The organism is Streptomyces sp. NPDC001339, assembly GCF_042895955.1.
In the GTDB taxonomy this organism is placed as follows: domain Bacteria; phylum Actinomycetota; class Actinomycetes; order Streptomycetales; family Streptomycetaceae; genus Streptomyces.
In genome coordinates this window covers 721,465-748,284 of sequence record NZ_JBIAWT010000001.1, presented here as the reverse complement: position 1 = coordinate 748,284, position 26,820 = coordinate 721,465, and the positions used below count along the sequence as shown (strand labels likewise).

At 69.9% G+C, this 26,820-nt stretch carries 25 protein-coding genes and 1 pseudogene; 10 read left to right on the top strand and 16 right to left on the bottom strand.

Annotated features, from left to right (window positions below):
• Position 1: 1 nt before the first annotated feature.
• The 3 genes from ACFY12_RS03190 to ACFY12_RS03180 all read right to left on the bottom strand — a co-directional run bounded on the left by ACFY12_RS03190 (position 2) and on the right by ACFY12_RS03180 (position 3,133).
• The gene (locus tag ACFY12_RS03190) at positions 2-685 is read right to left on the bottom strand and encodes a class I SAM-dependent DNA methyltransferase (protein WP_390713958.1); all 684 of its coding nucleotides are present in this window, start codon (positions 683-685) and stop codon (positions 2-4) included.
• Positions 686-901: 216 nt separating this feature from the next.
• On the bottom strand, positions 902-1,636 hold the full coding sequence (locus tag ACFY12_RS03185; RefSeq protein WP_390714359.1) for a DUF402 domain-containing protein: 735 nt from the start codon (positions 1,634-1,636) through the stop codon (positions 902-904).
• 141 nt (positions 1,637-1,777) lie between these two features.
• The gene (locus tag ACFY12_RS03180) at positions 1,778-3,133 is read right to left on the bottom strand and encodes a class II fumarate hydratase (protein WP_390714358.1); all 1,356 of its coding nucleotides are present in this window, start codon (positions 3,131-3,133) and stop codon (positions 1,778-1,780) included.
• A gap of 344 nt (positions 3,134-3,477) precedes the next feature.
• Between ACFY12_RS03180 and ACFY12_RS03175 the strand changes: the two genes are divergently transcribed.
• Both ACFY12_RS03175 and ACFY12_RS03170 read left to right on the top strand, forming a co-directional pair.
• Positions 3,478-3,960 carry a hypothetical protein gene (locus ACFY12_RS03175; RefSeq protein WP_390713957.1) on the top strand — a complete coding sequence of 161 codons (483 nt, stop codon included), beginning with the start codon at positions 3,478-3,480 and terminating at the stop codon, positions 3,958-3,960.
• A 68-nt stretch (positions 3,961-4,028) separates the two neighbouring features.
• A complete protein-coding gene (locus ACFY12_RS03170) occupies positions 4,029-7,040 on the top strand; it encodes a M48 family metalloprotease (RefSeq protein WP_390713956.1) in 3,012 nt (1,003 codons plus the stop codon).
• A gap of 7 nt (positions 7,041-7,047) precedes the next feature.
• Here the strand turns inward: ACFY12_RS03170 and ACFY12_RS03165 are convergent, their stop codons facing one another.
• Positions 7,048-7,260 carry a DUF397 domain-containing protein gene (locus ACFY12_RS03165; protein WP_390713955.1) on the bottom strand — a complete coding sequence of 71 codons (213 nt, stop codon included), beginning with the start codon at positions 7,258-7,260 and terminating at the stop codon, positions 7,048-7,050.
• On the bottom strand, positions 7,239-8,090 hold the full coding sequence (locus tag ACFY12_RS03160) for a Scr1 family TA system antitoxin-like transcriptional regulator (protein WP_390713954.1): 852 nt from the start codon (positions 8,088-8,090) through the stop codon (positions 7,239-7,241). The genes ACFY12_RS03165 and ACFY12_RS03160 overlap by 22 nt, the downstream gene beginning before the upstream one ends.
• Before the next feature lie 272 nt (positions 8,091-8,362).
• Between ACFY12_RS03160 and ACFY12_RS03155 the strand changes: the two genes are divergently transcribed.
• Both ACFY12_RS03155 and ACFY12_RS03150 read left to right on the top strand, forming a co-directional pair.
• Entirely contained in the window at positions 8,363-8,506 is a 144-nt protein-coding gene (locus ACFY12_RS03155) for a hypothetical protein (RefSeq protein WP_390713953.1), read from the top strand.
• Positions 8,503-8,706 carry a hypothetical protein gene (locus ACFY12_RS03150; protein WP_390713952.1) on the top strand — a complete coding sequence of 68 codons (204 nt, stop codon included), beginning with the start codon at positions 8,503-8,505 and terminating at the stop codon, positions 8,704-8,706. Before ACFY12_RS03155 ends, ACFY12_RS03150 begins: the two co-directional genes overlap by 4 nt.
• Positions 8,707-8,746: 40 nt before the next feature.
• Here ACFY12_RS03150 and ACFY12_RS03145 read toward each other — a convergent pair whose 3' ends face one another.
• From ACFY12_RS03145 to ACFY12_RS03125, 5 genes are all read right to left on the bottom strand, one after another.
• Positions 8,747-9,433, bottom strand: coding sequence for a hypothetical protein (locus tag ACFY12_RS03145; protein ID WP_390713951.1), 687 nt, complete (start codon positions 9,431-9,433; stop codon positions 8,747-8,749).
• Between the two features lie 5 nt (positions 9,434-9,438).
• Positions 9,439-10,026 carry a hypothetical protein gene (locus ACFY12_RS03140; RefSeq protein WP_390713950.1) on the bottom strand — a complete coding sequence of 196 codons (588 nt, stop codon included), beginning with the start codon at positions 10,024-10,026 and terminating at the stop codon, positions 9,439-9,441.
• A 9-nt stretch (positions 10,027-10,035) separates the two neighbouring features.
• Positions 10,036-11,289, bottom strand: a complete 1,254-nt coding sequence (locus tag ACFY12_RS03135; protein ID WP_390713949.1) for a putative T7SS-secreted protein — start codon at positions 11,287-11,289, stop codon at positions 10,036-10,038.
• Between the two features lie 51 nt (positions 11,290-11,340).
• A complete protein-coding gene (locus ACFY12_RS03130; protein WP_390713948.1) occupies positions 11,341-11,694 on the bottom strand; it encodes a hypothetical protein in 354 nt (117 codons plus the stop codon).
• Between the two features lie 230 nt (positions 11,695-11,924).
• Positions 11,925-13,625 (bottom strand): fumarate hydratase, encoded by a 1,701-nt coding sequence (locus ACFY12_RS03125; RefSeq protein WP_390713947.1) that lies wholly within the window; start codon positions 13,623-13,625, stop codon positions 11,925-11,927.
• Between the two features lie 218 nt (positions 13,626-13,843).
• On the opposite strand from ACFY12_RS03125, the gene ACFY12_RS03120 reads away from it, so the two are divergent.
• Both ACFY12_RS03120 and ACFY12_RS03115 read left to right on the top strand, forming a co-directional pair.
• The gene (locus ACFY12_RS03120; protein ID WP_390714357.1) at positions 13,844-14,518 is read left to right on the top strand and encodes a DUF1707 domain-containing protein; all 675 of its coding nucleotides are present in this window, start codon (positions 13,844-13,846) and stop codon (positions 14,516-14,518) included.
• A gap of 298 nt (positions 14,519-14,816) precedes the next feature.
• On the top strand, positions 14,817-15,176 hold the full coding sequence (locus ACFY12_RS03115) for a WhiB family transcriptional regulator (protein ID WP_390713946.1): 360 nt from the start codon (positions 14,817-14,819) through the stop codon (positions 15,174-15,176).
• Positions 15,177-15,399: 223 nt separating this feature from the next.
• Here the strand turns inward: ACFY12_RS03115 and glpX are convergent, their stop codons facing one another.
• Positions 15,400-16,431: a class II fructose-bisphosphatase gene (gene glpX / locus ACFY12_RS03110; protein WP_390713945.1), complete on the bottom strand. Its 1,032-nt coding sequence runs from the start codon at positions 16,429-16,431 to the stop codon at positions 15,400-15,402.
• A 257-nt stretch (positions 16,432-16,688) separates the two neighbouring features.
• On the opposite strand from glpX, the gene ACFY12_RS03105 reads away from it, so the two are divergent.
• On the top strand, positions 16,689-17,225 hold the full coding sequence (locus tag ACFY12_RS03105) for a DUF4245 domain-containing protein (protein WP_390714356.1): 537 nt from the start codon (positions 16,689-16,691) through the stop codon (positions 17,223-17,225).
• Between the two features lie 198 nt (positions 17,226-17,423).
• On the opposite strand, the gene ACFY12_RS03100 is transcribed toward ACFY12_RS03105, so the two are convergent.
• The 4 genes from ACFY12_RS03100 to ACFY12_RS03085 all read right to left on the bottom strand — a co-directional run bounded on the left by ACFY12_RS03100 (position 17,424) and on the right by ACFY12_RS03085 (position 21,678).
• A complete protein-coding gene (locus ACFY12_RS03100; protein ID WP_390713944.1) occupies positions 17,424-18,017 on the bottom strand; it encodes a malonic semialdehyde reductase in 594 nt (197 codons plus the stop codon).
• A 229-nt stretch (positions 18,018-18,246) separates the two neighbouring features.
• On the bottom strand, positions 18,247-18,450 hold the full coding sequence (locus ACFY12_RS03095) for an exodeoxyribonuclease VII small subunit (protein WP_390714355.1): 204 nt from the start codon (positions 18,448-18,450) through the stop codon (positions 18,247-18,249).
• A gap of 163 nt (positions 18,451-18,613) precedes the next feature.
• Positions 18,614-19,867 (bottom strand): exodeoxyribonuclease VII large subunit, encoded by a 1,254-nt coding sequence (gene xseA / locus ACFY12_RS03090; RefSeq protein ID WP_390713943.1) that lies wholly within the window; start codon positions 19,865-19,867, stop codon positions 18,614-18,616.
• Positions 19,868-20,028: 161 nt separating this feature from the next.
• Positions 20,029-21,678 (bottom strand): APC family permease, encoded by a 1,650-nt coding sequence (locus ACFY12_RS03085; protein WP_390713942.1) that lies wholly within the window; start codon positions 21,676-21,678, stop codon positions 20,029-20,031.
• A 179-nt stretch (positions 21,679-21,857) separates the two neighbouring features.
• Between ACFY12_RS03085 and ACFY12_RS03080 the strand changes: the two genes are divergently transcribed.
• Positions 21,858-22,988, top strand: a complete 1,131-nt coding sequence (locus ACFY12_RS03080; RefSeq protein ID WP_390713941.1) for a 4-hydroxy-3-methylbut-2-enyl diphosphate reductase — start codon at positions 21,858-21,860, stop codon at positions 22,986-22,988.
• A gap of 60 nt (positions 22,989-23,048) precedes the next feature.
• A complete protein-coding gene (gene ppgK / locus ACFY12_RS03075) occupies positions 23,049-23,936 on the top strand; it encodes a polyphosphate--glucose phosphotransferase (protein WP_390713940.1) in 888 nt (295 codons plus the stop codon).
• A gap of 61 nt (positions 23,937-23,997) precedes the next feature.
• Here the strand turns inward: ppgK and ACFY12_RS03070 are convergent.
• Positions 23,998-24,435 (bottom strand): annotated as a pseudogene (locus ACFY12_RS03070) (DUF6542 domain-containing protein); the annotation flags it as partial.
• A 1,100-nt stretch (positions 24,436-25,535) separates the two neighbouring features.
• Between ACFY12_RS03070 and ychF the strand changes: the two are divergent.
• Positions 25,536-26,624: a redox-regulated ATPase YchF gene (gene ychF, locus ACFY12_RS03065; RefSeq protein ID WP_390713939.1), complete on the top strand. Its 1,089-nt coding sequence runs from the start codon at positions 25,536-25,538 to the stop codon at positions 26,622-26,624.
• Positions 26,625-26,820 lie beyond the last annotated feature (196 nt).

Genomic DNA, 26,820 nt, shown 5'->3' with positions numbered 1-26,820 from the left:
CTCAGGCGCGTCGCAGGTGCAGAAAGAGCTGGATCTCGGGTGGTACGTCCGTACTCGCCGGGGCATATGCGTACGTGTCCTCCCCGACGACGTCGAATCCCGCGTCGCACACGACCCGGCGCAGGTCGTCCCGCAGGTAACCCGATACCCGGATCGAGTTGCCCAGGAACGGAATCGTGAAGTCGTCCACATCCGCCTCGACCATCGACAGGGCCAGCAGCCCCTCAGGACGTAGCAGATCATGCAGCAGGGCCAGTGCGTAAGGGATTTCGGCACGGGGCAGCATCAGCAGGGAGAAAAATGCGGCTATTCCGTCGAAAGAGCCGGGGCCGCCGAGCCGGCCGCCGCGCAGATCGGCGAGATCCAGCCGGTGGAACTCGGCCTTCGGAGCGTTGTCGTGGGCCAGCTTCACCATCGAAGGGGAGAGATCGATCCCCACGACGCGGTGCCCGGCCTCCGACAGTTGACGCGCCGTCGGCAGACCCGTACCGCACCCGACGTCGAGTATCCGCGAACCGGCGGGCAGCGCACCGGCCAGCCAGGCGCCCGAGGCGATCTGCCCCTCCTTGTGCGGAAAGGCCTCGTCGTACCGGTCGCCGATCGCGTCGAACGCCTCGGCCTGCCCGGCCCGGTCCAGCGCTAACCGGCTCAGGCCCTCGTATGCGTCGTAGCTAGTCGCCCTCACGACCTCGCCCCTCCTGCGACCGCCGGCCGCGGCCAAGCTCGTTTTTCCGTTCTGGAGTTGCGCCTGTGCAGTCCCGCGGAGGACGATCCTACGTTTGACGGCCCATGGCGCAGCAAGGGGGCTCGGCCCCGCTTCTCACGGCGGGAAACAGCGTCACCCATAGGCGCACCTTTCCATGGTTCGCCCCCTTCACTCCCCCCGTTTCCCTTCACTCCCTCACGACAGCAAACGATCCGGCGCGCGGTCCCAGCCCTCCGGCAGCCGCGGGATCCCCCAGGCCGGATCCGGCCGCCAGTTCTCCCAGCCGTCCGCGAACGGGCTCCGCCAGGCCGTGATCTGTGCGATCGCGGCCCGGCCGGCGGACCTGACCTCGGCGGCCTGGGCCGGCGAGATCAGCCCGTCCCGCTGTGCCTGCGCGAACTCGTCCTCGTCCCGCCACTCCCAGCGCCGGTCCGGATAGACACAGATGTCGAGAAAGTGGTCCTCGGAGTCGATCCCGCCGGCCCAACGGCGGCGCGGCTCCTCCAGATTGACGTACCAGTTCTTGAACTGCCACCCGCGCTCCCAGAACAACCACACCGACCAGGGATCGCCGGGCCGCGCCAGCTTCAGCACACCCGCGCCGAACCACCGGTCGAGGGTGGTCCGGCGGGGCTTGGTGTAGCGGGTGGACAGCGGCTCGCGGTGCACGGGCGTACCGTCGGCGAGCACCGGCCGGATACACGGGGTGCCGGGCGCCATCCACACCGCGAGCAGCTCCTCGGTGTCCCGCACCACGGTCATCGGCCGGCAGATGTGGAACTGACGCCGGTCGGCGTTGTCCCGATACCGCCACAGAATCTGCTCCCCGACGGCCCAGCGCCCCTCCGCCGCGGGCCGGGCCACCCCGGCGGGCCCGGCCACCCCGGGCCCGCCGACCGCACCGCCTTCCGCGGTATCGGCTTCCCCCATGGCGGTATCGGCTTCCCCCCTATCGGCATCCCCCGTTTCCCCTGTGGTGCCTTCCGCCGCGCCCATCATGTCCGCTGTCATGCGCAGATTTTAGTGGCGCGCCATGACACGCGCCGTGACACGGACCGCACTCGTACAGGCTTACGGTCGCGTCATCCGCAACACATCCAACGCCTCGTCCAACTGCCCCTCGGTCAACAGCCCGCGCTCCACATACCCGCCCTCGATGACGACCTGACGAATCGTCTTCCGCTCGGCAAGCGACCTCTTCGCCACCTTCGCCGCCTCCTCATACCCGAGGTACTTGTTCAGCGGCGTCACCACCGACGGCGACGACTCCGCGTACTCCCGGGCCCGTTCCGCATTCGCCGTGATCCCGTCGACGGTACGGTCCGCCAGCAGCCGCGCCACATTCCCGAGCAGCCGAATGGACTCCAGCACATTCCGCGCGATGACCGGCAGCATCACATTCAGCTCGAAATTGCCGGACGCCCCCGCCGCCGCGACCGTCGCGTCATTCCCGGTGACCTGCGCCGCCACCATCAGCACCGCCTCCGGAATCACCGGGTTGACCTTCCCCGGCATGATCGACGACCCCGGCTGCAGATCGGGCAGGTTGATCTCGGCCAGGCCCGTCCGCGGCCCGGAAGCCATCCACCGCAGGTCGTTGGCAATCTTCGTCAGCCCCACCGCGATCGTCCGCAGCTGCCCGCTGGTCTCGACGATCCCGTCCCGCGCCCCCTGCGCCTCGAAGTGGTTCCGCGCCTCCGTCAGCGGCAGCCCGGTCGCCCGTGCCACCTCGGTGATCACCGCGGCCGAGAACCCCGGCGGCGTATTGATCCCCGTCCCCACCGCCGTACCGCCCAACGGCAACTCCGCCAGCCGCGGCAACGAACTCCGCAGCCGCTCCACGCCGTACCGCACCTGCGCGGCGAATCCCCCGAACTCCTGCCCCAACGTCACCGGCGTCGCATCCATCAAATGCGTCCGCCCCGACTTCACGACACCTCGGAACTCCTCGGCCTTCCTCTCAAAAGCCTCCGCCACATGCTCCAGTGCGGGAATCAGGTCGCGGAGAACGGCCGAAGTCGCCGCAATATGGATCGACGACGGAAACACATCATTCGACGACTGACTCGCATTGACGTGATCGTTGGGATGCACCGCCCGCCCCAGCCGCTCACCGGCCAGCGTCGCGATGACCTCATTGGTGTTCATGTTCGACGACGTCCCCGACCCCGTCTGGAAAACATCAACAGGGAAGTGCTCGTCCCACCGCCCCTCCGCCACCTCGGCAGCCGCCTCCTGTACGGCTTGGGCGATATCGCCGTCGAGCACCCCCAGCTCGGCGTTGACCTTGGCGGCCGCCCCCTTGATACGCGCCAGCGCCTCGATATGCGCCCGCTCCAACCGCTGCCCGGAGACCGGGAAGTTCTCCACCGCCCGCTGCGTCTGCGCCCGCCACTTCGCATGCGCGGGGACGCGCACCTCACCCATGGAGTCGTGCTCGATGCGGAAGCCGGTGCTGGCGTTGTCGCCATGTCCGGTGTGTTCGCTGCGTCCGCTGTGTTCGCTGTGTTCGCTGTGTTCACTCATGTCTATGACAGTGCCTGCGAACGCCGATCTGTTCCCGGATCTGTTCCCGGCGACAGACATCGCGTCACACCACTTCAGCCGATTGGTCTCCCGGCTGGACTGGGCTGGGTCAGGCCGGCTACGCCATGTACGGGTCCGTCCGTCGCTGTGTCCCCCCGCGGGTACCCTCCGTTCCCCTATGGTGCTGCAATGGTCTGAACGGGACTGAACTCGACTGCTACGTACGGGGGTTGCAGGTGCTGTATGTGCGCGATCTGGTGCGCGAGGTGGTGGCGGAGCACGCGGCACACGAGTTGCCGTTGGTCGACAGCCTGCGGGTCTGGGACGACGACCGAGTCGTCCGCACCCTTGCCGGGGGCGGACGGAAGCGGGAGCCGCTCGGGTTCGGCTATGCCGAGGTGTCCGCGCTGATCACTCCGGTCGTCTGGCTCGTCCTCGACCAGGCGGCCCGGCGTACGGTCGACCGGGCCACGGAGGGCCTGTTGACGCGCGGCCGGGCCGGCGTGCGCAGGCTGCTGCGCCGGGCGCCGGGCACGGCGAACCGCACACTGATCGCGCTGGACGCCGGCGAATTGGCACTGGTCAGAACGCAGATCGTGGAACAGGCCACCGAGCGGGGCGTGGACCGCCGGGAGGCCGAGGCGCTGGCCGACAGCGTCGTGGCGCGGATCGCGACGGCGGCCGCGGCCGGCGAGGACCGCCCCGCAACCCCCGGCACCGCCTCGTGAAGGCCCTTGCCGCACTCCGGAGCGCGACCGGGACCGGTCCCCGCTTCGCGCTGCTGATGGTCCTCGTCGTGGCGTCGAGCATCCCCACGCTCGACACGCTGCTCCAGGACGCCACGGTGCTTCTCGGCCTGCGCGACGGCCGGGAGGTCCTGCACGGCCCGTCGGGGTGCATGTACGCCGCCGGTTTCGACCCCGGCCGTGGCGATCTGGAGAACGCCCTGACGGCCCTGAGCCGGCCGGGCGCCCTGCAGAAGTGCCTCGGCGACCACACGCTCGTCCCGTACCGGGGCGCCCTCGCCACCCTGGTGCTGCTCGCCCTCGCGGCCGGCCTGTACTGGTGGCTGCCGGCGGCCCGCGAGCGGTGGCGCCGGATGGTGCCGCTCGAAACCGTCGACACCGACGGCACACTGCGGGCCGAGCTCGCCGCACTGTGCGCCCGCACCGGCATCAGGGCGCGGTTGCGCTTCCGCGTCGACCCGGCGCGGACGACCTCCGGCGCCGCCGTCCACGGCCGCTCCGGCAGCTACACCGTCGCCCTGCACTCCGGTCTGCTCCCGCGGCTCCGCACCGACCCCGAGGGCTTCCGCGCCGTCGTCCTGCACGAACTCGCCCATGTGCACCACCGCGACGTGGACTACGCCTACGCCAGTACGGCCCTGTGGCGGGTCTACGTCCTGCTCGCCCTGATCCCGACCTTCGCCGTGACCGGCTGGATCCTCGTCCTGGCGCTGACCGGCACCAAGTCACCCTGGTGGCCCAGTGCCGCGGCCATGCTGCTGGCCCCCGTGCTGGTCGGACTGCTGCTGGCCGGGCTGGTGCACCTCGCCCGGGCCGACCTGCTTCGGCGGCGCGAACTGTTCGCCGACCGCCGGGCGGTCGCCTGGGGCGCGGACGCCGCCAGTTGGCAGCGCCCCGACCCCGCCGGTCCCGTGGCATCGTGGCTGCGTCGGCTGACCGCGCTGCTCGGGACCCACCCGCGGTGGGAGGAGCGCCGGCGCGCACTCGCCGACGCCGGCCGCCTCGACCGGGTCAGCCCCCTGGCGATGTTCCTCACCGGCATCTCGGCAGCGCTCCTGCACCAGGCCCTGGCGACGCTTCCGGTCCTCTCCGACGGCCCGGGCTCCTTCTGGCTCACGGTCGGCGCAGTGGCCCCGGTGCTCTGCCTCGCCCTGGGACTGCCGCTCGTACGGGCCTCGGGCACAGCCGGCGAGGACGCGCGGTCCGGTGAGGACGGGCGGTCGGGCGGAGACGCGCGGTCGGGCGGAGACGCGCGGTCGGGCGGAGACGGACGGTCCGGCGAAGAAGGGCAGTCGGGTGAAGACGGACGGTCCGGCGCGGTGGCGGGCCTCTGGCTCGGCTTCGGCCTGCTGCTGGGCGAGTTCGTGTCCAGCGGCGAGTACCGGCTCGACTGGATGCTGCCGCGGCCCCAGTACCTGCTCGCATTCCTGCTCATCGCCGCCGTGCCCGCGGTGTGGTGGTCCCAGTCCCTGCGACTGGCACTCGCCCTGCCCCGACGGGGGCAGCGCTGGGCGGCCGCGGTGTGCTGCGCACTGGTGACCGCGACGGTGCTGTGGGCCGGGCTGCGGTGGTGGCACACAGGGGGCCAGGCGCTCTCGCTCGGCGCCGTCGACAGGGGCGCGGAACTCGCCGCGTACTACACCCGGACGATCCCGGGCGACTGGCACGGCTACGGCCCGGACCTCTCGGCCTTCGCCACCGGCCTCGCCCTCCTCACCCCGTTGGGCGGCCAGATCCTGGTCGGGGCCGCCGCGCTGCTGATGTGGCTGCTACCGCTGGTACTTGCCCTGCTCCAGCGCACGGTCCCGACGGCCACGGTCCCGACGGCCACGGTCCGGACGGCAACAGCCCCGACCGCCACGGTCCCGACGAGCGCGATCCCGACAGGCACAGGGCTGCGGCTGCGCCGGACGCTCGGCGCCGGCCTCGCCGGGGCCCTGGTGTGCGCGGCCGGCCTGGTCCTGGCCCAACTCCTGATGAACCAGTCGCGGCCGGCGACGCTGAAGGGGCAGGCCGGCCCCTTCGTCGTCATCCATGTGTGGTGGGTGACCGTGACGGTCCTGGCGGCCTGTCTGCTGACAGCCGCCGTGGTGGCCGCCCGTGCACGCCGGCACTGGCTGCTGCGGGCGCTGCTCGCCGCGCAAGTGGTCCAACTGCTCGCCTACGCCGAGGTGTTCCTGCTCTTCTCCGCCGACGGCTGCCTGGGGCCGCTGAACACCGCCTTCGACGTGTGCCGGTGGCGTCCCGCCAAGGGCCTGATCATCGACGGTCAGGTCACCTCCCTCACGCTTGTCAACGCCGTCCTTGGATCGGCCTGCGCGGCGTTGGTGGGTGCGGGGCTGGCGTGGGCGGTGCGCCGGCTCCGAGGCCGCCCGACGACCGTGGACACCGCCACGGAACCGGCCTTCCGCGTGGCCGTCCGCCGCCCGCCCTCCGTGTTCCTGAAGGCGGGCACGCTCCTCGCGTTCGCCGTACCGGCGGTGGCACTGGCCGCCGTGACCTTCACTCAGGCATCCGTCCCCGACGACTCCCGCCTGTGGCACGACGCGGCCGATACGGCCGATGCGGCCAGGAAACAACGCGGGCCGGCCCCGCCGGAGCGGGCACCGCAGACCCGTGCCTGGCAGACGGCGTCCTGGCTGAACGACGGCGGGACCCGGCATGCAACGCAGATCAACGCCGCCTCGATGGCCCTGCAATCCGAACTCCTCAAGGCCGCCTCGGGGAAGCGCAACGCGGACGGGAAGGTCACGCTGGACGAGAAGGCGTTCCACCGCCTCTGCGGCGCCCTGGGCCGGCGGATCGAGGAGGCCCGGGACTACTTCCCCGTCCCGGACCCGAACCTTCAGAAGAACTGGTCCGCCGCGCTGAACCATGTGCACGACGGGGCCCGGCATTGTCAGGAGGCGACCGTCCCGCCCAAGGGCGCCCCGCACCGGACCGACGCGGAGCGCGGGCGCCTCTTCACCGCATCCCTCAATGAGATCGTCAGCGGAATGAGCACCTTCGGCACCACGGTCCAGGACATCAGGACGGCTGCCACTACGCTGCCCAAGCCGTAGCGCAGACCTAGGCGGCGAATCCCTCCGCTTTCACGCCCGCCACGAACGCGGCCCAGGCTCTCCCCGGTATGAGGAGGCCAGGGCCGTGGGGGTCTTTGCTGTCCCGCACGGGGACGAGGCCGGGGAGGTTGTCGGCGACCTCGACGCACTCGCCGCCGTCGTTGTTGCTGTAGCTGCTCTTCCGCCAGACAGCAGCAGTTAGGTCCGGGGTGGTTCGCATGGCGTCCAGTCCTCCATTGCTGCTCGAATCATCGCCTCGGAGTCGGGAGGCGAGAGGGCGTGGGCCCTGAGCAGATCGTAATTCTCCCGGCGCTTCGCGACGACGACTTGGTCCTCGAGGATCGTCCCGGACTGGCTCCCTTCCGAGTAAGCCACCAGCGGCTGATCGGGCACCGTGTAGAGCGTCAGCGAACCGCCCGCCTCCGCGTGCCCGCCAGCCGAGAACGGCAGGACTTGGAGGGTTACGTGTGGCGCTGTCCCACGTTCGATCAGGGACAGCATCTGTCGGCACATCACCTCCGGCCCTCCGACCGGTCGGCGTAGCACCGCCTCGTCGAGGATGCACCAGTAACGCGGCGGTTTCGGGGCTCTCAGCCGTGCCTGCCTGTCTATGCGCGCCTTCACCATCGCCTCGATCTCTGCGTCCGGGGCGTACGGACGCCCGTAGCGCAGCGACTGTTCAGCGAGCTCAGGGGTCTGGAGCAGGCCGGGGACGGTGGCGCACACGTACTGCTCGATGATGACTGACTGGCTCTCGATCTCCATCACCCGGCGGTACTTGCCGGGGAACGGCTCCTTCCTCGCAAGCTCGTACAGGCTCACGAACAGCCCCTCCGTACCGAAGCAGGCATCCAGCTTCTGCGGCAGGTCGTCGTACGGCAGCGACTCCGCCTTTTCATAGCGCGCGAGTTGGGACTTGCTGTAGTAGTCCAGCACCTCTGCGAGGCGCCTCAGTGACATGCCGGCCTTCTCGCGGTGGTGCCGCAGCCTGGCGCCGAACAGATCGCGCGCCGAGCGGCCCGGTGAGAGTTCGTGCGGCTGGAATGTCATCGGCCCATCCCTCCTTGTCCCGGACGACTCCCGGGACACCAACCCTCTATCGATCGTAGCCAGCACAGAGCAACGATGAGGGCACAGAAGGTGATTGCCCCGGCGACCGCTACCACGGCCCCAGGGCATGGCCAACGCCTAGACCCAAGAGGAGCGTCAACATGGGCCAGCTTATTGCCCGTTGCCTTGATCGGATGCGGGAATTTCGGGATTTACTGATTCCGCGCGCCACGGGACGTCACCGCGCCACCCCTGCCCCACACATCTGCCCCGTGACCGTTCGTACGGTCCTCGTCTGGCCCTGGAACCCGCCGCGCCTCGCCGAGTTGCCCATCGACGGTGACAGGACACGCCTCGTGCGCCCGTACTACCTCGCGTACGAGCAACAGCCGCAGCCCGTCGAGGTGGTCTGGTGAGCGAAGACCGCGAACAATGCCCCAGGCCCCCGTCCCGGCAGTCGCTGATGACCATGCGCGTCTACACCGCGAGCCCCGATGGCGTCGTACGGGAGGAACGGGCGCCGGTCCACGTGATGGCCGGCGACCCGGTCAATATCTACGGGCTCTCCCAGGCATGGCCCCCGTGCGCCTGCCCGGTACATCGCGGGCGGCAGTGAGGAGGAGCAGGAGGAAGACACCAAGGACTGGACCCGATGCTCAGCCGAACACTGCCGTGGGCCTCCCGACGGGCGGCACGTCGGGGGCTGGTGCGGGGTCCGCGTCGGCGTTCGGCAGGAAGCGCAGGCTCTGAAGGAGCGGCACCAGCAGTTCGCAGTAGTCCGCCCAGTGGTCCGTGCTGGGGGTACTGAATGTCACCGTGACCAGCGTCTGGGCGCCGGGCACCGCACTTTGAGGGACGGGAATGAACGCCTGCAGCTGTGCGACATCGATCGGGAGGTCCTCACCGGATTCCGTGTGTTCACCCGGCATACGCAGGTCGGGTGACTGCCGGATGACCAGGGTGGCTTGGCCGGACGGCAGGGTGATGGCGCTGACCTCGGCGTTCTGTCCGTGCTCGGCTGTGAAGATCTTGGTCATGCCGGCGACGGCGATCTCGGGGTCCCGGTAGGACAGCGGCTGGAGACCGATGGTCAGGGACCCCATGATTCCGTCGTTGTCGAACTGGCCGAAGCAGGAGCCGGAGTAGAGGACGCCCGCCGCCGCGAGCAGGGTGGAGACCTTCTGGTATTCGGTCGCGATCTCGTCGATCCGCTCGTCGGGTATCTCCACACCCTGAGCCTGGGCACGGGCCATCACCTCGGTCCGTGCCTGCTCAGGATCCAGGCCAGGGGTGATCCTCTGAAAGATGGTCGGGACCTCGAAAGCGACACGTACGGCGCTCATGGAATTCACCACTTCTGCTGGGCTGGTGGCGGGGGAGGAGTTTGCCGGCGGCGCTGATCGGCCCTTCGTGTGTGCCACGTCAAGGCTGCCGCAGCGGTGAAGAAGAGAGGTGCGGCGATGGCCGGAACCACGTATGAGTGACCGGCAGAGTAATTCCTGATGACTTCGACGACGGACAGGATGCCGAAGACCGGGAGAGCCATCATCAGGCTGCGCCGGGCAGCCGGATCGGGGGCCTTGCGCAGCTCGTGTCGTATCTGTTCCGAGGAGACCGTGTGGGGCGGTGCGGGGGCCGGGGTCGGGGCCGGGGCCGGGGTCGTTCTCCGCATCACGAGGTAGCGGGGCGACGCATGACGGGTCTCCCAGTGCCCTACGGAGTATCCGTACTGATGGCCCAGCCATGCGATCTGTTCCGCGGACCATCCGGTTCCGTGCACCCGTGCCCTGACTTCCGGGCGGCCGTCGAAGGAACGGATGATGTCCTGTTGCCGGCGGGCGCGCTGGTCCTGTGTACCGACGAAATCCGAGAAGGCAAGGACGATGACGCCTATGACGCCGGCCACGGTGGCGAGGAGGATGAGGAGGTATACCATCCCGGGCCCTCAGCCGGCTGCCTGCTGTGCCGCTGCGGCATCCTTCTCGCTGCCCTTTTCCCAGGCGTGTTTGAAGGCCATGCCCAGGTGAACGACAGGACCCATGGGGCCGCCGAGCAGCATGGAGCTGCCGACTACCGCGGCTTCCTCTTTGTTGTCCGGGATGAAGTATCCCAGGGCCGTCTGGTCTTTCAGCCAGTCCCAGCCGGTCATGCCGATGCTGGCCCAGCCCGAAGCCTTGCTGAGATCGTTGATTTTATCGCCCACGACAACTGCTTTCGATACCTTCTCCAGCCCCGTGGCGATCCTGCCCAGGCCGAAGGAGACCGCCCCCAATTTGTCCTCAGTGAGCGTGCGATCACTGACGACGCCCTCACCGCCCGCAGCCTGAGCTGTCGCGTGCAGGCCCCAGGCGGCCAGGGAAGTGACCCCGGATACCGTGCCCATAACTCCTTCCGCCGGCGGGAAGAGGAGCCCGATCATCCCGGTGACCGTGCTGATGGCCGCGAACACATCACCAATGGCCGCAATCGCATTGGCGTGCTCCTTGACCCACTGGCCGATGCCGCGTTCGAAGTCGGCGATGGCGCGGGCCAGGTCCCGGAATCCCTGCAGCAGATCGGTGAAGAATCCCGGTTCGTCTGGGGCCTGTTCGGCGGCGGCCGACAGCGCCGAGGCCGTCTTCGCGGACAGTGCTTCGTGCTGAGACCGGAGGTTCTTGGCGTCTTTGATGATGCCGGAGAGCTGGTCGTGCGCCGCGTTGAGCTCGGTGACGGCGCTTTCGCAGCGCTGTGCGGCCACCGCTTGCTGCGCATCCGTCATTCCGATGCCGCCATCGCGGAAGAGCGTGAGGTCCGGATTGCTCTCGGCCCGCTCGGCCCGTTTCCGGGCCGTTTTGGCCTCGCTCTCGTACGAACTCGCCTTACGCTGCATGGTGCCCAGATCCGACTGCCAGCTGTCCAGGGCCTTCCGGGCCTGGTCGAAGCTTTTGCCGGCGGTGTCCAGCATCTTCGGCAGGGGGCGAGTCTTCTCGCGGAAGCCTTCTGCGGCTTTGCCCGTCCAGCTGGTGCCGTCGTTGATGCCGCGCAGGGTGTCCGCGGCGTCGGTGATGTTCTTGTGTGCGCGATTCAGATCTTCTACGAGATCACCTATCGCCTGGAGCACTCCTGGTGCCGGGTTGAACTGCAGTCCGGAGAACTGGCCATTGTCCTCATACGGATCCCCGCCGCCGTATCCCCATATGCGCTCACCGAGCGATAACACGTGTACCCCCGTGGTCTTGTGCGAACTGCCGCCGTACCTGTCAGGTACCTGTCACCCGAACGGGCTGGCCTGCCCGCCGCCCCCGTGCCCCGGCCCGTCTCCCTGGCGGTGCCCCTTCGCGAATGCCTGCTGAACAGCGCTGTCGGTTTCGTGGTAGGCGCGCGCGGTGGCCTGCAGCCCCTGTTGAACGGATTCGGTGACCTCGGAGATCTGCGAAATGCCGTACTCCCAGGAATTCTTGAACTTCGCGCCGGCCCTGTCGATATCGCTGCTTCCGAGTTCGCTGAACGTTGCGCTGCGCAGATCTCCGCTGGCGTGCTTCATCGACTCCGTGCAGCGTTCCAGGCGCGTCGACAGTGAATTGAGTTCCTCGACATCGGCCTTGAACCCCCCTGAACCGGACACCTGTCACCTTCCTGCCCTTACCGTTCCCCGAACGAGCGTGAATGATCAAGCGTGAATGATCAAGGTTATTGAACCTAACACGGTGACCAATGCAGGTGTCATCGCGTTGACGCCTCTTTGACGGCGGCTTACATGCCTCACGCAAACCTGGCCTATGTGCATACGGCACACGGCCATCACTCGCTTGAACGCGACTGATGGCCGTGTGCCGTAGGGCAGTTGAAGTGGCGTCAGCTGGACTGGCGCACGGGGATGCTCGTGAAAGTGGGCGTCGTCGGGGACGGGTCCTGGAAGAAGTCGTTGCCCTTGTCGTCGACGACGATGAAGGCGGGGAAGTCCTCGACCTCGATCCGCCAGACGGCTTCCATGCCCAGCTCCTCGTATTCGAGGACCTCGACCTTCTTGATGCAGTCCTGGGCCAGGCGGGCGGCCGGGCCGCCGATGGAGCCGAGGTAGAAGCCGCCGTGGGCGGCGCAGGCGTCGGTGACCTGCTGGGAGCGGTTGCCCTTGGCGAGCATGACCTTGGAGCCGCCGGCGGCCTGGAACTGCTCGACGTAGGCGTCCATACGTCCCGCGGTCGTCGGGCCGAAGGAACCGGAGGCGTAGCCCTCGGGGGTCTTGGCCGGGCCGGCGTAGTAGACCGGGTGGTCCTTGAGGTACTGCGGCATCTCCTCGCCCGCGTCCAGGCGTTCCTTGATCTTGGCGTGGGCGATGTCGCGGGCGACGACCAGCGTGCCGGTGAGCGAGAGGCGGGTCTTGACGGGGTGCTTGGTCAGCTCGGCGAGGACCTCGTCCATGGGGCGGTTGAGGTCGATCCGGACCGCGTCGAGGTCCGCGCCCGCGCCCTCGGTGAGCTCCTCGTCCGTGGTGTCGGGGAGGTACTTCGCCGGGTCGGTCTCCAGCTGCTCCAGGAAGACGCCCTCGGCGGTGATCTTCGCGACGGCCTGGCGGTCCGCGGAGCAGGACACGGCGATCGCGACCGGGCAGGACGCGCCGTGACGGGGGAGGCGGACGACGCGGACGTCGTGGCAGAAGTACTTGCCGCCGAACTGGGCGCCGATGCCGATCTTCTGCGTCAGCTCGAAGACCTTCTCCTCCAGCTCCTTGTCGCGGAAGCCGTGGCCGGCCGGGGAGCCCTCGGCGGGCAGCTCGTCGAGGTAGTGCGCGGAGGCGTACTTGGCGGTCTTGAGGGCGTACTCGGCCGACGTACCGCCGACGACGATGGCGAGGTGGTACGGCGGACAGGCGGCCGTACCGAGGGAGCGGATCTTCTGCTCCAGGAACTTCATCATGGAGGCCTCGTTGAGGACCGCCTTGGTCTCCTGGAAGAGGAAGGACTTGTTGGCGCTGCCGCCGCCCTTGGCCATGAAGAGGAACTTGTAGGCGCCGCCGTCGGTCGCGTACAGCTCGATCTGGGCGGGGAGGTTGGAGCCGGTGTTCTTCTCCTCCCACATGGTCAGCGGGGCCATCTGGGAGTAGCGGAGATTCAGCTGGGTGTACGCGTCGTAGATGCCGCGGGAGAGCGCCTCCTCGTCGCGGCCTCCGGTGAGGACCTGCTGGCCGCGCTTGCCCATGACGATGGCGGTGCCGGTGTCCTGGCACATGGGGAGGACGCCGGCCGCGGCGATGTTCGCGTTCTTGAGGAGGTCGAGCGCGACGAAGCGGTCGTTGGCGGACGCCTCGGGGTCGTCGAGGATCTTGCGGAGCTGGGCGAGGTGGGCCGGGCGCAGATAGTGCGAAATATCGTGCATCGCCTCGGCGGCCAGCTTGCGCAGTGCCTCCGGCTCCACCTTGAGGAACGTACGGCCGTTGGCCTCGAAGGTGCTCACGCCCTCCGAGGTGACGAGACGGTAGGGGGTGTGGTCCTCGCCGGTGGGGAGCAGGTCGGTGTAGCTGAATGCCGGGTGGGCCGGGCGGGAAGAGACCGACATGGGGCGATGAATCCTTACTCGGAGGTGTGAGCTGGCGTCTACGGCAGCGCTTCCACAGCGTAGAACCCCGGGGCGGGGCCGCGGTGGTGAGGTAAGGCTCACTACGGACCTTCGGGAATCATCAGGCGGACCACTAGTCGCGATCTATCGCGTTTCGGTAGGCTGAGGGCGTGGATGCTGAGAACGGGGGACGTCCGGGCCCCGAGACCCCGCCCGGAATGCTGCGGAAGCCGGAGCAGAGGCCTGGCTCGCCCGCGGTGAAGCTGACCAAGACGGTGGCCGAGGGTGAGATACGGGCGTCCGACGCGGACCGCGACCGGATCGCCGAGATCCTCCGGGAGGCGCTGGCCGAGGGCCGGCTGGACCCGGAGGAGCACGCCGAGCGGATCGATGTCGTCTACCGCGCCAAGACCATGGGGGAGTTGGAGCTCGTCACACGGGATCTTCCTGCCGCCGGCGGTGGCGGGCGCCCGGCACCTGAGGCCCATGCGTACGAGCCCGGCGGCCCGCTGCCCGACCAGAACCTCGTCGCGATCTTCAGCGCCTCCACCCGCAAGGGCCGCTGGCGGGTCCCGGCGCGGATCAACGCCGTGGCGATCTTCGGCTCCGTCGAGATCGACCTGACCGAGGCGGTCTTCCCGCAGCAGCAGGTCCAGATCAACGTCACGGCGATCTTCGGCAGCGTCGAGATCCGGGTCCCGGAGAACGTCACGCTGCGCAGCAGCGGCTCCGGAGTCCTGGGCAGTTTCGAGATCGAGACGCATGAGGCGGTGGACGGCGACGCCCCGCAGGTGCACATCAACGGCTACGCCATCCTGGGCAGCGTCGAGGCGAAGCCGAAGCGCGGCGCCGTGATCCGCGATCTCGTACGCGACCTGCGCCGCCGCATATAGCCGCCTCGCAGAAGAGGCCGGCGTTCGCCAGGTAAGGGTCGGCAGGTCCGGCATTCCTCGTGTAAGGGACCGGGCGGACGAGGGGACGGGCGGTTTAGGGTCCGGCGGCGAGAACGCGATTTTCGCCTTGTCGCGATGTCTCGTTTCCGCACGATCGACACGGTGTGCATAAGCGTGCGTACAGCGGGTAGGGCTGGTGCATCGTCTCTCGTGCGGCTGCGGGGTGCGAAAAAAAGCCGTGCGCAGCGAGACGGTCAAGGGTGAATTCTCTCGCCGAAGCCGTCGTCAGGAGTAGACCGTGCTGCTACCGCATCAGCCCCTGCAGGATGCCGCTGTCGTTCCGTCCCCGCGAGTGCCTGCGCGCGACGAGTCCGGCCCCTGGCATTCCGAGGCGGTGTGCCGCCGGGATGAAGCCGGGCTGTTCTTCGCCCCGTCCAAGGAGCCGACCGCCGCGCGGCTGGCCAGGGAGGAAGCCGCGAAGCGGGTCTGTGCCCGCTGTCCCGTGATGGTCGAGTGCCGGGAGCACGCCCTGCTCCAGCCGGAACCGTACGGCGTCTGGGGTGGCCTGACCGCGGCCGAGCGCCGGGTGGTGCTGACCCGTCGGCGGCGCCGGGAGGCCGAGCTCCAGCGTGCCGGCCGGGTGCCCGCGGCAGGTTGACCACGTCCATGGGCCACCCCTGACCTGCGAGCGGCTGAGGGTGGGCCACTTCGCCCCCGCCGGAGAGTCTGGAGACTCCGGCGGGGGCGAAGTGCTGACTGTCGCCTGCTGACTGCCGCCAGTTGTCAGTTGCCAGTCGCCTGCCGCCTGCCGCCTGCCGCCTGTCGGTGAACTAGGGGAACCAGTAGTCCTGTTGGGGGACTCGTAGGTGCCTGTCGGGGTGCTAGCTCGGGCGCTCGAAGTCCACCGAGCTGTACGCGCGCAGCTTGGACAGCCGGTGCTCGGAGTCGATCGTGCGGATGGTGCCGGACTTGGAGCGCATCACCAGGGACTGGGTGTAGGCGCTCTCGGCGCGGTAGCGGACGCCGCGCAGCAGCTCGCCGTCGGTGATGCCGGTGGCGACGAAGAAGACGTTGTCGCCGCTGACCAGGTCGTCGATCTGGAGGACCTTGTCGAGGTCGTGGCCGGCGTCCAGCGCGCGCTGCCGCTCGTCATCGTCCTTGGGCCACAGCTTGCCCTGGAACGTGCCGCCCATGCACTTCAGCGCACAGGCCGCGATGATCCCCTCGGGCGTACCGCCGATGCCCAGCAGCAGGTCGACGCCGGTACCCTCGCGGGCCGCCATGATCGCGCCGGCGACGTCGCCGTCGGAGATGAACTTGATCCGCGCACCGGCCTCCCGGACCTCCTTGACCAGGCCGTCGTGGCGCGGCCGGTCCAGGATGACCACGGTGACGTCCTCGACCGCGCACTTCTTCGCCTTGGCGATCCGCTTGATGTTCACAGCCACCGGTGCCGTGATGTCGACGAAGTCCGCCGCTTCCGGGCCGGTGGCGAGCTTGTCCATGTAGAAGACCGCGGAGGGGTCGAACATGGAGCCGCGTTCGGCGACCGCCATCACGGACACGGCGTTGGCCATGCCCTTGGCGGTCAGGGTGGTGCCGTCCACCGGGTCCACGGCCACATCGCATTCGGCGCCGGTGCCGTCGCCGACCCGTTCGCCGTTGTAGAGCATCGGAGCGTTGTCCTTCTCGCCCTCTCCGATGACCACGACGCCGTTCATCGAGACGGTGTGGATCAGGGCGCGCATGGCCTTGACCGCCGCGCCGTCCGCGCCGTTCTTGTCACCCCGGCCGACCCAGCGGCCCGATGCCATGGCACCGGCCTCGGTGACCCGGACGAGTTCCAGCGCGAGATTCCGGTCCGGCGCTTCGGGGCTGACCTCGAGAGGGGACGGGAGATGATGCTCGGTCATCGAGCGCACCTTTCTGTACGGCGACGGCCGTGAGTGATGAGGGTAGGTACGACCTTATCCGGCGGCCGCGAAAATGAGCAGGGGGCCCTACGCATGAGCGGCGTCAAGGAAGCCCGGGCCCGGGGCAACCGCGCAGGTGAGGGCGGGTGGCGACAGGTGCGGGCAGGTGGTGGACGCATGACGGGCAGGTGACGGCGGTCACCAGGGGGCCGGTCAGAGCGGCTGCGGGGATGGGGGACCATAGGGACGTGGCAGGTATGCGAGGCAGGCAAACGGTGCGGGACATGGTCCTGTCGCTGGCGGTGATCGGCGTCCTCGTCGGGGCGATCTACTTCTTCATCCCGCACGACGACAGTGCCGACGCGGAGCAGAACGCGGTCAAGAGGGTCGATTACCGCGTCGAACTGATCACGGCCCGGCGGGCGGCGCCGTACCCGGTCGCCGCGCCCGAGGGGCTGCCCGACACCTGGCGGGCCACCTCGGTCTCGTACAAGGCGAGCAACGACCGCAGCGGCGGCGCCTGGCATCTGGGCATGCTCGACCCCGAGCAGCAGTACGCGGCCGTCGAGCAGAGCGACGCTCCGGCGCAGCAGTTCATCCGCAGCGTCACGCTCGGCGCCACGAAGGTCGAGGGCAAGCAGGCCGTCGGCAACGAGAAGTGGGACCGCTACCAGGGCGAGAAGTACCGGGCGCTGGTCCGTGAGGAGGCGGGGGTGACCACGGTCATCACGGGCACCGCGCCCTACGGGCGGCTCGCGGACCTGGCCGCCGCGCTGGTGGCGAAGAAGGGCTGACGCCGGGCCGAGGCTGAGTCGAAGCCGGGCCGAGGCTGAGTCGAAGCCGGGCCGAAGCCGGGCTTCCAGTTATGGCACGGACGACGAGGCCGCCGCACCCGGGAGGGGGTGTGGCGGCCTCGTCGTATGTCTTGGTATGTCCTGGTATGCCTTCGTATGCCGTATGGGGGACCTGGGCGGCTGTGCCCCGGCTGGGCCTCAGACGGTGACGGCGGCCTCGTCGAAGGACAGCCGCGGCGAACGGGGGAAGAAGGCGTCCGGGCCCGGCTTGCCGACGTTGATCACCATGAAAGCCTTCTGCTTGCCGTCGGCGAAGAACTCCTTGTTGATGCCGTCGAAGTCGAAGCCGGTCATCGGGCCGGCGGCCAGCCCGGCGGCGCGGATGCCGAGGATGAAGTAGCCCGCCTGGAGGGTGGCGTTCTGGGTGCCGGCGGTCTCGCGGACGGCGGGCTCGGAGAAGAAGGCGTCCTTGACGTTCGGCGCGTGCGGGAAGAGCGTCGGCAGCTTCTCGTGGAAGTCCAGGTCGGTGGAGAGGATGACGGTCAGCGGGGCGGTGAGGGTCTTGTCGCCGTTGGCGCCCATGGCGTACTTGACCAGGCGCTGACGAGCGTCGGCGGAGCGGACGAGGGTGATCCGCAGCGGCGACTGGTTGAACGCGGTCGGCGCGTACTTCACCAGGTCGTAGACGGCCTGTACCTGCTCGTCGGTGACCGGCTCCTCCGTGAACGTGTTGGCGGTCCGGGCCTCGCGGAAGAGCAGGTCCTGGGCGGCGGCGTCAAGGGCGAGAGACATCAGGGCACCTCGGTGATGGGTCGGGTGGATCGGGGTCGGAACCACTGTAACCCGGTTATGTGAAGCTTCAACTAAATCCGGGGCAATTGTGATCCAGTTCACATGGGGGTGATGTTGACCTTCTGGTGAAGGTGCCGGAGCTGGGGGGAGTCAGGTGGCTGGGGGGCAGGGGTCTGGGGGAGTCAGGGAGCTATCGAGCCCCTGGCCAGTAGGCGCGCTCCGTGCCTGCTCACCCCTCGTCCGTCTGCTCCGCCAGCGCCGCGTCCAGCCGGGCGCGCGCGCCCTCCAGCCAGCGTCGGCACACCTTCGCCAGCGCCTCGCCGCGCTCCCACAGTGCGAGCGACTCCTCCAGCGTCGTGCCGCCCGCCTCCAGGCTGCGGACGACCTCGATCAGCTCATCGCGTGCCTGTTCGTAGCCCAGCGTGGAGTCCACGGCCGGTACCCGCGCCTCCGTGCCGTCCGCCGGGCTCCGCTCCCCGCCCGGCTCCCTTCCCTTCGCTCCCTCCGCTCCCCCCGCGTCCCGCTGGATGTCCTGCTCCGCGTCCGTCATGCCGTCCGTCTCCGCCTTCGCCTTCGCCTTCGCCATGCCTTCAAGCCTATGCAGGGGGTGTGACAGCGCCGGTCGTGCCGGTGGCCCCGGTCGCGCCGTCCACCCGCACCGTGAACTCGCCTTCGGCCACCCGGGCCCGCAGCACCTCGTCCGTACGAACCTCCTGTGGTGCCCGTACCGCCATCCCGTCCGGCTTCTGGAGGACCGCATAGCCGCGCTCCAGCGTCGCCTTGGGGGAGAGCGCGACCACCCGGGCCAGGGTGTGGGCCAGCTCCGAGTCGGCGCGGTCCAGCAGATGGCCCAGCGTCCGCCGGCCGCGCTCCAGCAGTGCCGTGACCTGCTCCTCGCGCTCCTCCACCATCCGCTGCGGCCGCTGTATGCACGGTCGCTGCAACGCCCCGGCGAGCCCGCGCTCCTCCCGTTGCAGAAAGCCGTCCACGGCGCGCAGTGCCCGCTCCCGCAGCTGCCGGATCCGGGCCTGTTCCTCGCCCACGTCCGGCACCACCTTCTTCGCGGCGTCGGTCGGCGTCGAGGCGCGCAGGTCGGAGACGAGATCCAGCAGCGGGGTGTCCGGCTCATGGCCGATCGCCGAGACGACCGGTGTGGTCGCCGCGCCCACCGCCCGCACCAACTGCTCGTCGGAGAACGGCAGCAGATCCTCCACGCTGCCGCCGCCGCGCGCCACGATGATCACGTCCACCTCGGGCAGGGCGTCCAGCTCCTGGACGGCCGCGATCACCTTCGGCACCGCCTGCGTCCCCTGTACGGGCACCGTGCGCACCTCGAAGCGGACAGCCGGCCAGCGATGCCGGGCGTTCTCCAGCACATCCCGCTCCGCGGCGCTGGCCCGGCCGCAGACCAGGCCGATCAGCTGCGGCAGGAACGGCAGCGGCTTCTTGCGCTCCGCCGCGAAGAGCCCCTCCGCCGCCAGTGACTTCTTCAACTGCTCCAGCCTGGCGAGGAGTTCGCCGACCCCGACCGGTCTGATCTCGGCGGCCCGCAGCGACAGCTGGCCACGCGGGGCGTACCACTCCGGTTTGGCGTGCACCACCACCCGGGCGCCCTCGCTGATCACATCGGCGACCTTGTCGAAGACCTGGCGGAAGCACGTCACGCTCAGCGAGATGTCGTACGACGGATCGCGCAGCGTCAGAAAGACCACCCCCGCGCCGGGGCGCCGCGAGAGCTGGGTGATCTGCCCCTCGACCCACACCGCGCCGAGCCGGTCGATCCACCCGCCGATGAGCCGGGACACCTCGCCGACCGGGATCGGCGTTTCCGGGGACGTTGAGACAGCCATGGGAGCGAGAGTAGCGGCGGCCACTGACAACGGGGCTGCCGCTGACGACGAGGGTTGCCGCTGACGATGAGGGTTGCGGCGGCCATGCACCGCGCACCGCCGGTGGCCGCCGTCTCGACACCGTCTCGACACCGTCTCGCCGCCGGCCGCCCCTCCTGCCGTCAGTCCCTGTCTGGTCCTGACGTCACTCCCCGTCCGGTCCTGCCGTCAGCCCCGTCCGGCCGGCCTCGGCCACCCCTGCGTGCTGTCGCTTGCTGCACCCACAGCACCACCAGCCCCACCACACCCCACACCCCGCCCACAACCTGTGCCGTCCGGGATGCCGAGCCGATCACCGCCACCACCACCGCCAGCCCCAGCAGCGGCACCACCCCGTGCCGCACCACGCTCGACGCTCCACCAGCCGCCCCACGAGCCTCCCCGCCGGCCTCCCCGCCGGCCCCTCTGCCCGTCGCCTCACCGGCCCCTCTGCCCATCGCCCCACCAGCCGCGCTGCCCGCCCGCTGGCCGCCGCCCGCCCGCTCGCCGCCCCCCGGGCGCGCGGCGCGCCCCCGGCGCCGGCGCACCTGGAACCAGCCGATCACCGAGGCGTGCAGCAGCCCGAACGCGGTCAGCGCCCCCACGTTCACGACCGACGACAGATGCGCCAGCCCGTCGTCCCGGCGAGCTGCCCATACCGCCGCCACCAGCGACACCGCGGCCGCGCCCAGCAGTGCCCGGCGCGGCACCCCGCTGCCCTCGTCCACCTGCGACATCGCCCCGGGCAGCCGCCGGTCCCGGGCCATCGCGAACAGCAGCCGCCCAGCCGCCGCCTGCCCCGCCAGCGCCGCGAACGCCGCCCCGATCGCCTTACTGGCCGCCACCAGCTGCTGCAGCCACCCGCCCACGGCCTCCCGCGCCGTCACATAGAACGCGTCCGCCTGCCCGCCCGGCTTCGCCGCCAGTTCCGCGGCCGACATCGGGGCGAGCAGCGCCGCCAGGTACGTCTGGACGGCGAACAGCACCCCCGCCACCGCCAGGCACGTGAGGACTGCCCGCGCCACCCGCCGCGCCCCGCCGGCGGACTCCTCGGCGAACGACGCGATGGCGTCGAAGCCCAGATACGACAGCACCGCGACCGACACCGCCGCCAGCACCGCGCTCATCGAGAAGCCACCCGAGAGACCACCCGAGAAGCCCTCCGAGAGGCCCTCCGAGAAGCCACCCGGGAAACCGCCTCCGGCACCGCCCTCGCCGGTGAACGGCGCCGTCCAGCTCCGCTGCGCGCCGTGCGCGATCAGTACGTACCCGGCCGCCACGACGAAGACCACCAGCACCACGATCTCCATCGCCAGCACCGCGAACCCCGCCAGGGCCGCGGCCCGTACACCCCGCAGATTCAGCAGCGTCGTCACCACCACTGCGCTCGCCGTCCACACCCAGGCGGGCACCGCCGGCACCAGCGCATGCAGCGCGATCCCGGAGAACAGGTACGCCACCGCCGGAATCAGCAGATAGTCCAGCATCGCCATCCACCCGGCGACGAACCCCGCCCCCTCGCCCAGCCCCACCCGGGCGTACGCGTAGACCGATCCGGCCTGCGGGACGACCCGCACCATCTGGGCGTACGAGTACGCCGTGAACGCCATCGCGGCCGTCGCGACGACGTAGACGGTCGTGATCGCACCGTGCGAGGTGGCCTGCAGCGTGCCGAAGATGCCGACCGGTGCCATGGGGGCGATGAAGAGCAGCCCGTAGACGATCAGATCCCGGAACGTCAGCGTCCGCCGCAGCGACCCCATCCGCCCGCCTCCACCTCGTGCGATGGCCATACGTTGTCTCGTCCGATGCGCTGCCCGATGCGCTGCCCGATGCGCTGTCCGGTGCCCCGAGCGATGCCGCGCGATGCCCGCGTGATGCCTGTGCGGTGCCTATACCGTGCCCGTGTGATGCCTCGTGTGGTGTACCGCCCTCAGTCTGGGCCAACGGTGCGATCAGCCGGAGCCTTACGATGGACCGCATGGATGCCCGCACGTCGCCCGCCACCGCCCCAAGCCAAGACGCTGCGCGCCGCAGTGACGATTCCGACCGCAAGGTCCTGCTCGCCGCCCCCCGTGGGTACTGCGCGGGCGTGGACCGCGCCGTGATCGCCGTCGAGAAGGCTCTCGAGCAGTACGGCGCCCCCGTCTACGTACGCCACGAGATCGTCCACAACAAGTACGTCGTGAAGACCCTCGAGAAGAAGGGCGCGATCTTCGTCGAAGAGACGGAAGAGGTCCCCGAGGGCAACATCGTCATCTTCTCGGCACACGGCGTCGCCCCGACCGTCCACGAAGAGGCCAAGCGCGGCAAGCTGGCCACCATCGACGCGACCTGCCCGCTGGTCACCAAGGTCCACAAGGAAGCCATCCGCTACGCCAAGGACGACTACGACATCCTCCTCATCGGCCACGACGGCCATGAAGAGGTCATCGGCACGAGCGGTGAGGCGCCCGAGCACATCACGCTCGTCGACGGTCCCGAGGACGTCGCCAACGTCGAGGTCCGCGACCCGGAGAAGGTCGTCTGGCTCTCCCAGACCACCCTCTCGGTCGACGAGACCATGGAGACCGTGGGCGCCCTCAAGGGCCGCTTCCCCAACCTCCTCTCGCCGCCCAGCGACGACATCTGCTACGCCACCCAGAACCGCCAGGTCGCGGTGAAGCAGATGGGTGCCGAGGCCGACCTGGTCATCGTCGTCGGCTCCAAGAACTCCTCGAACTCGGTCCGGCTCGTCGAGGTGGCGCTGGGCGCCGGCGCCCGCGACGCCCACCTAGTCGACTACGCCGAGGAGATCGATGAGAGCTGGCTGGAGGGCGTCGGCACGGTCGGTGTCACCTCGGGCGCCTCGGTCCCCGACATCCTCGTGCAGGGCGTCCTGGAGTGGCTCGCCCAGCGCGGCTACGAGGACGTGGAGACGGTCACCGCCGCCGAGGAGTCCATCGCCTTCTCCCTCCCCAAGGAGCTCCGCCGCGACCTGCGCGCCGAGGCCAAGGCTGCCGTCGAGTCCGTCGAGGGCGGCAACGGCGGCGAGGGTGGCAAGGACACCGAGGGCACCGAGGGCACCGAGGGCACCGGCGGGTCTCAGGGCACCAACAGCTGACACCACCGGATCCGTGCCTCCCCCTGGGCGGCCGGAGCCGTCCCCGCCTAGCCTTTTCCCATGAGGGTCTTCGGCGTGGACATCGGCGGATCGGGGATCAAGGGCGCCCCGGTGGATCTGGAGCGCGGCGATCTCGCCGAGCCGCGCTACAAGGTGCTGACCCCGCACCCGGCCACTCCCGAGGACGTCGCGGACCGCGTCCGTGAGGTCGTGGCGCACTTCGGGTGGTCGGGGCCGGTCGGCGCGACCTTCCCCGGAGTGGTTGCCGGCGGCCGGATCCGTACCGCGGCCAATGTCGACAAGGGATGGATCGGCACCGACGCCGGCGCGTTGCTCACCGGCGTGCTGGGCGACGAGGCCGGCGGCTGCCCGGTCACCCTCCTCAACGACGCCGACGCGGCAGGCCTGGCCGAGATGCGCTTCGGCGCGGGCCGCGGCCGGGCCGGCACGGTCATCGTGCTGACCTTCGGCACCGGCATCGGCAGCGCCGTCTTCACCGACGGTCGCCTCGTCCCCAACACCGAGCTCGGCCACCTGGAGCTGGACGGGCGCGACGCCGAGACGCGCGCCTCCAGCAAGGCCAAGGAGGACGGGGAGCTGAGCTGGCCGCGCTGGGCCCGCCGGGTCCAGAAGTACCTCGCCCATGTGGAGATGCTCTTCTCGCCCGGACTCTTCGTGATCGGCGGCGGGGTGAGCCGCAAGGCGGAGAAGTTCCTGCCGCTGATCGAGGGCATCAGGGCCGAGATCGTGCCGGCTCAGCTTCAGAACAATGCGGGGATCGTCGGGGCCGCGATGGCTGCGTACGCCGCTCGGGCGGGTGGGCCGCCGGGTACGGACGGCTCTCCGGCCGCCCCTGGCCGTCCGTCCGTACCGCCGGCCGGCCCCGTGGCCCGTACGGCCCGGTCCGTGGTCGACTCGCCGGTCGGCTGGCCCGACGCCGCGCGATGAGCGCCGCCCGGCGGACGAGCGCGATCAGCGCGCAGATCAGCGTGCCGGCGTAGAGCCAGCCGGCGTCCAGCGCCAGGACGGTGAAGACGCCCATCGCCACCCCGCCGAACCCGTCCCCGCCGCGCTGCACCGGCAGCGCCCCTACGGTGAACGCGAGCGGCATCATGACCGGCGCACAGATCAGGTCGTACGGCCGGACCCACACCGCCGCGGCCACGCTCACCAGCAGGAAGCAGCCGCCGTACACGGGCAGCGCACCGCCGCACAGCAGCCGGTCCAGGAGCGCGAGCGCCAGCAGCGCCAGCGTCGCCAGCAGCCAGCAGCCGAGTCCGGTGAGCTTGGCCGCCGGCAGCCGACGGGGCCTCCGGCCGGTCCGCCCGGCCCGGCCGGAGGACGCGGCCGGAACGGCACGCTGCGACGACGGCGACCGTGCCGCTGCCCCGTAGCCGTAGCCGACCGCCGAAGACCCCACAGACCCCACGGACCCCACAGACCCCATGGACCGCACGGACCCAACAGACCCCGCCGACGGCTCCCAGGACTCCGGCGAATCACGGCACTCACAGCCCTCACCGCCCTCCCAGTCCTCGCAGCCCTCCCAGGACTCTCCGCGCCTCTCTGGGTACCGTCCGCACTTCTCTGGGCATCGCCCCGGACCCCCTCCCTCCGTGGCATCCGCACCACCCGGTGGCCGTGCGGCGCGCTCGGGCGCCCCGGGTGGCAGGGCCGGTGCCCAGAGGGATCCGCCCCGGTCGGCCCCCGCCCTCGTCGGCCCCCGCCCCGGGGCCGGAGCCGGTGAACGCACCGGCACGGGCGCCGACACCGGTACGGCGACAAACCCGGAGGCCCGCATCGCCGACAGAAAGGCGTCATCAGGGTCAGGACCAGGGCCGGAGCCGGAGCCGGAACTGAAACCGGAGCCGGAGCCGGAGCCGGAGCCAGAGCCGGAGCCGGAGCCGGAGCCGGGACTGAAACCGGAGCTGAAACCGGAGCCGGAGCCTGGGCCGGACACCGGGGCCTCAGCGGGCCGCGGAAAACGCGTTCCCGAGCCCGCACCCCGCTCCCTGTCCTCCCAGCCCGTATCCCAGCCCATGTCCCGGTCCCGGTCCCTGTCCCAGCCCGTATCCCGATCCGTATCCCAGTCCGCGTGCCAGTCCGCCTCCCAGTCCGTATCCCGGCCTGTTCCCAGGCGTCCCGAAGGTGGCGGCGGACCATGCGGACCGTGATCGTCCATGTGCGCTTCGTGTTGCTCCACTCGCCAACGGTAGGCCGCTAAGTGGGATTAACGGGTTGCGGGACACGCGGTTTGTCCTGAGCCGGCCTGCGTTCGACACCACCCGGAGGACCCCCGCACCCCGCTGGCAGCTCGCTGGCGCCCCGCCGTCACCCCGCCAGCACCCCGCCGGCACACCACCAGCGCACCACCGGCACACCACCCGCGCACCACCCGCGCCCCGGCAGGGGGTGCCGCTGGCGACCGGTCGCCGACGGCCGCCCCGTAGACTGGTGGATCGGCCCTCCCAGATCCCGTGCCCGTCCCGGGCCCGGTCCCGGAGCGGTTGCCCACCCACCACCTCCCTTCGGAAGTCGAGTCGCCACGTGTCGCTCACGATCGGAATCGTCGGTCTGCCGAATGTCGGCAAGTCGACCCTGTTCAACGCCCTGACCAAGAACGACGTCCTGGCGGCCAACTACCCGTTCGCCACCATCGAGCCCAACGTCGGCGTCGTCGGTGTCCCCGACACCCGCCTCGACAAGCTTGCCGGGATCTTCGGCTCCCAGCGGATCCTCCCCGCCACCGTCGACTTCGTCGACATCGCCGGTATCGTCCGCGGCGCCTCCGAGGGTGAGGGCCTGGGCAACAAGTTCCTCGCGAACATCCGCGAGTCGGACGCGATCTGCCAGGTCATCCGCGCCTTCAAGGACGAGAACGTCGTCCACGTCGACGGCAAGGTCTCGCCCAAGAACGACATCGAGACCATCAACACCGAGCTGATCCTCGCCGACCTCCAGACCATCGAGAAGGTCCTGCCGCGCCTCCAGAAGGAGTCCCGGATCAAGAAGGACATCGCCCCGAAGGTCAAGGCCGTCGAGGAGGCCAAGGAGATCCTCGAGAAGGGCGACACGCTCTTCTCCCAGGGCATCGTCCAGGGCAGCGAGCGCTCCGAGCTCCTCCACGACCTCCACCTCCTCACCACCAAGCCCTTCCTCTACGTCTTCAACGTCGACGAGGACGAGCTGACGGACGAGGCCTTCAAGGACGAGCAGCGCGCCCTGGTCGCCCCGGCCGAGGCGATCTTCCTCAACGCCAAGCTGGAGGCCGACCTCGCCGAGCTCGACGAGGACGAGGCCCTGGAACTGCTCCAGTCCGTCGGCCAGGACGAGCCCGGCCTCGCCACCCTCGCCCGCGTCGGCTTCGACACCCTCGGCCTCCAGACCTACCTGACCGCCGGTCCCAAGGAAGCCCGCGCCTGGACCATCAAGAAGGGCGCCACCGCCCCCGAGGCCGCCGGTGTCATCCACACCGACTTCCAGAAGGGCTTCATCAAGGCCGAGGTCATCTCCTTCACCGACCTGGTCGAAACCGGCTCCGTCGCCGACGCCCGCGCCGCCGGCAAGGCCCGCATGGAGGGCAAGGAGTACGTGATGCAGGACGGGGATGTGGTGGAGTTCCGCTTCAACGTCTGACGCGCGCCGTAGTATCGCATCCCTGATCTGGCAAACATGCAGGTCAAACGGGGTCGGCCCCATCCGGGACCGACCCCGTTGCCATGCCCGGTGCTGGATCCGTGCTGGATTTCCTGACGTCTCGTCAGCTGGGTAAGGGCGCCACGGGCGTGAGCTGCGGCTCTGTGGTGGACGTGGCCGCGGCTGTCCTGGTCTG